Genomic DNA, 2941 nt, shown 5'->3' on the forward strand with positions numbered 1-2941 from the left:
CCTGCGGGAGGGGGAGCAGAAAAGGCGGGAGCGGGTCAGCCCCCTTCCCGCCCCAACCTTACCGCCAGCGACTCCTTCAAAATCCGCCGCCGGATCGCCTTGTTCGCCGCCTTCAACTCCTGCGGCGCGTGCCGGGAGGTCCACCACCACCCATCGTCACGCATCTGTTGTCCCGCTGCAACGAAGCGGTCGCAAATATCGGCGAACAGGGTGTCGTCGATGTCGAGGCTGAAGATCAGCCGCCCGGTCCCGACCCAGCTCAACGCCAGACCTTCGGCCCGGAGATAATATTGCAACATCCAGTTATAGGGCGAGGCGACCGAGTAGAGGATGGTCCAGATCGTCTGGACATGCGCGACCGACAAAGGCAGCCCCGCCGCCGCCATCCGCGCATTGAACATCGCGGCGCGGGCATCCCAGCGCGCATCCAGCCCTTCGTACAGCGCGGCGACCTCGGGTGTCTCCAGCCGTCGCAGGAAGGCGTTCATCGCCCCCATGACCATGGGGTGCGAGTTGAACGTCCCGCGCGCGAAGCAGATGTCGACGGGCCGATCCTCGCGCCAGCGCTTCATCAGATGGGCGGGGCCGCACAGGACGCCGACTGGCAGGCCGCCGCCCAACGTCTTGCCATAGGTGATGAGGTCGGATGTCACCCCGAAATATTCCGGCATCCCGCCCTTCGCCAAGCGGAAGCCCATGAACACCTCGTCGAAGATCAGGACGATGCCGTTCGCGCGGCACGTCTCCGCCAGCCGGTGCAGCCAATCGCGATAGGCCACCATGTCCGCCCCCGCCCTGCGCCCGCCATCGACCAGCTGCCCGTCCGAGGGCGCCGAGCCATTGGGGTGCATCGCCTGGAGCGGGTTCACCAGCACGCAGGCGATGTCCTTGCGCGTGGCGAGCACCTTCAGCGTTCGCTCGGACATGTCGGCCAGCGTCAGCGTGCGGTCGGCGGGCACTGGGTTCCCAATGCCCGGCTGCACATCACCCCACCAGCCATGATAGGCCCCCGCGAACCGCACCAGACGCGGACGTTTGGTGTGGTAACGCGCCAGGCGCACCGCCTGCATCACCGCCTCGGTGCCCGACATGTGGAAGGACACCTCGTCCATGCCCGACAGCGCGGTCAGGCGACGGACATTGTCGGCGACGACGGGATGGAACGAGCCGAGCACCCCGCCCAGTTCCCCGACCATCGCCGCCCCCTCAGCCATGGTCTGTTTGTAGAAATCATTGCCGAACAGATTGACGCCATAAGAGCCGGTCAGGTCGATCAGCCGATTGCCGTCGAGGTCGACCAGGATCGGCCCTTCGGATCGCTGATAGAAGGCACCCGTCGCCAGCGTCGTGCGCACCTTCTCGCGAAACTGGAACGGCACGCGATAGGCGCCGGTGAATTGCAGGTCGGACAGCCCAGAGCGCGTCTCACGGGTCAGCGCCAGCGTCCGCGCATATCGCGTCGCGAACAGCGCGCCCAGCCGCTCGAACCCGGCACGACGCTGCGCAACGACCGTGTCGGGCGCTTCGTCGACGCGAAAGAAGCGGTCTTCGCCGTAGCTGTAGAACGGGATCTGCCCGGCGATGCGCTTGGCCATGCGGACATGGCCGCCCAGCCCCGGATGCTTGGCGCGCGACAGGGTCAGGCGGCGATGCCCCTTCGTCAGGGCGACCGCACCGGCGGAAGCGGCCAGCAGGCCAGTGAGAATCGGGTTCATGCGGCCTTTGACCGCGTACCCATGACGGAGGCATGACAATGCGCGGACCCATCATGCGGTTCTTCCTGAACGAGGACGTCAATTTCCTCGTCACCAACCGCCTGCCCCGCCGGTTCGCAACGAAGCTGGTCGGACGGATCGCGCGGATCGAGCACCCGCTGATCGCGCGGCCCAGCCTGGGCTTGTGGAAGTTCTTCGCCGGCGTCGACCTGTCGGATGCGCGCACGACCCGGTTCAGGTCGCTGCGTGACGGCTTCGTCCGCCCGCTGATCGACGGTGCCCGCCCTTTCGACGGCGATCCCGACACGATCGCCTCCCCTTGTGACGCGCTGATCGGCGCGCATGGGCGGATCGAGGATGATCGGCTCTATCAAGTGAAGGGCTTTCCCTATCGGCTGGGCGACCTGATCCCCGATCCCGAACTGGTCGAGCGATTCCGTGACGGATCGTTCGTCACGCTACGACTGACGGCGGGCATGTATCATCGTTTCCACGCACCCACAGACATCGCGGTGGAGGGCGTGACCTATTTGTCCGGCGACTGCTGGAACGTGAACCCGATCGCGTTGAAGCGGGTCGAGCGGCTGTTCTGCCGCAACGAACGTGCGGTGATCGAGGCGCGGACGCTGGTTTCGGGCCATCCGCTGCTGATCGTACCGGTCGCCGCGATCCTGGTGGCGAGCATCCGCCTTCATTGTCTCGACACCGCGCGGACGCTGCGCGAACGCGGGCCGGGGCGCACGCCCTGCACCGCACGGGTCGGCAAGGGCGAGGAAATGGGCTGGTTCGAGCATGGCTCGACCATCATCCTCTTCCTGCCCAACGGCATGCGTCTGGCCGATACCCTGACCGAAGGCCAGACCATCCGCGCGGGCGGGGTGATCGGATATGTGCGGTGATGCGCCGCGGTGCCCCTTGCAGGGAGTCGTTGCAAACTCCTTGGAGCAGAATGACTTGCAGGGAACTCACCCCTTCCCTTCAGGAGTGGCAGGTCGGCCATGCCGGGCCGGGGGTAGGGCGCTTTTACAGACCCGCAATTCGCGGCGACGCCCCACCCCAACCCCTCCCCGGTACGGGGATCGTTGCGAAACCCGATTTAGGGGGCCGGGCGGGTATGGCGGATAGACAGACGCGGTGGCGGAGCGGTTCGCTGGCTTGCGGCTGTCGGCTGGCAGGGTGCTCGATCGGTGGTGCGCTGGCCTGGGGGGTGAACCCGGTTCAGCTGA

Annotated in this window: 2 protein-coding genes; one reads left to right on the plus strand and one right to left on the minus strand. The window is 66.5% G+C overall.

Going from position 1 to position 2941, the window contains the following annotated elements; translation table 11 throughout:
• Positions 1 to 35: 35 nt before the first annotated feature.
• The gene (locus ACQKJZ_RS18845) at positions 36 to 1715 is read right to left on the minus strand and encodes an aminotransferase class III-fold pyridoxal phosphate-dependent enzyme (RefSeq protein WP_427733183.1); all 1680 of its coding nucleotides are present in this window, start codon (positions 1713 to 1715) and stop codon (positions 36 to 38) included.
• A 38-nt stretch (positions 1716 to 1753) separates the two neighbouring features.
• Between ACQKJZ_RS18845 and asd the strand changes: the two genes are divergently transcribed.
• The gene (asd, locus tag ACQKJZ_RS18850; protein WP_427733185.1) at positions 1754 to 2614 is read left to right on the plus strand and encodes an archaetidylserine decarboxylase; all 861 of its coding nucleotides are present in this window, start codon (positions 1754 to 1756) and stop codon (positions 2612 to 2614) included.
• Positions 2615 to 2941: the final 327 nt, after the last annotated feature.

Source organism: Sphingomonas sp. NPDC019816, assembly GCF_050274375.1.
In the GTDB taxonomy this organism is placed as follows: Bacteria; Pseudomonadota; Alphaproteobacteria; order Sphingomonadales; family Sphingomonadaceae; genus Sphingomonas.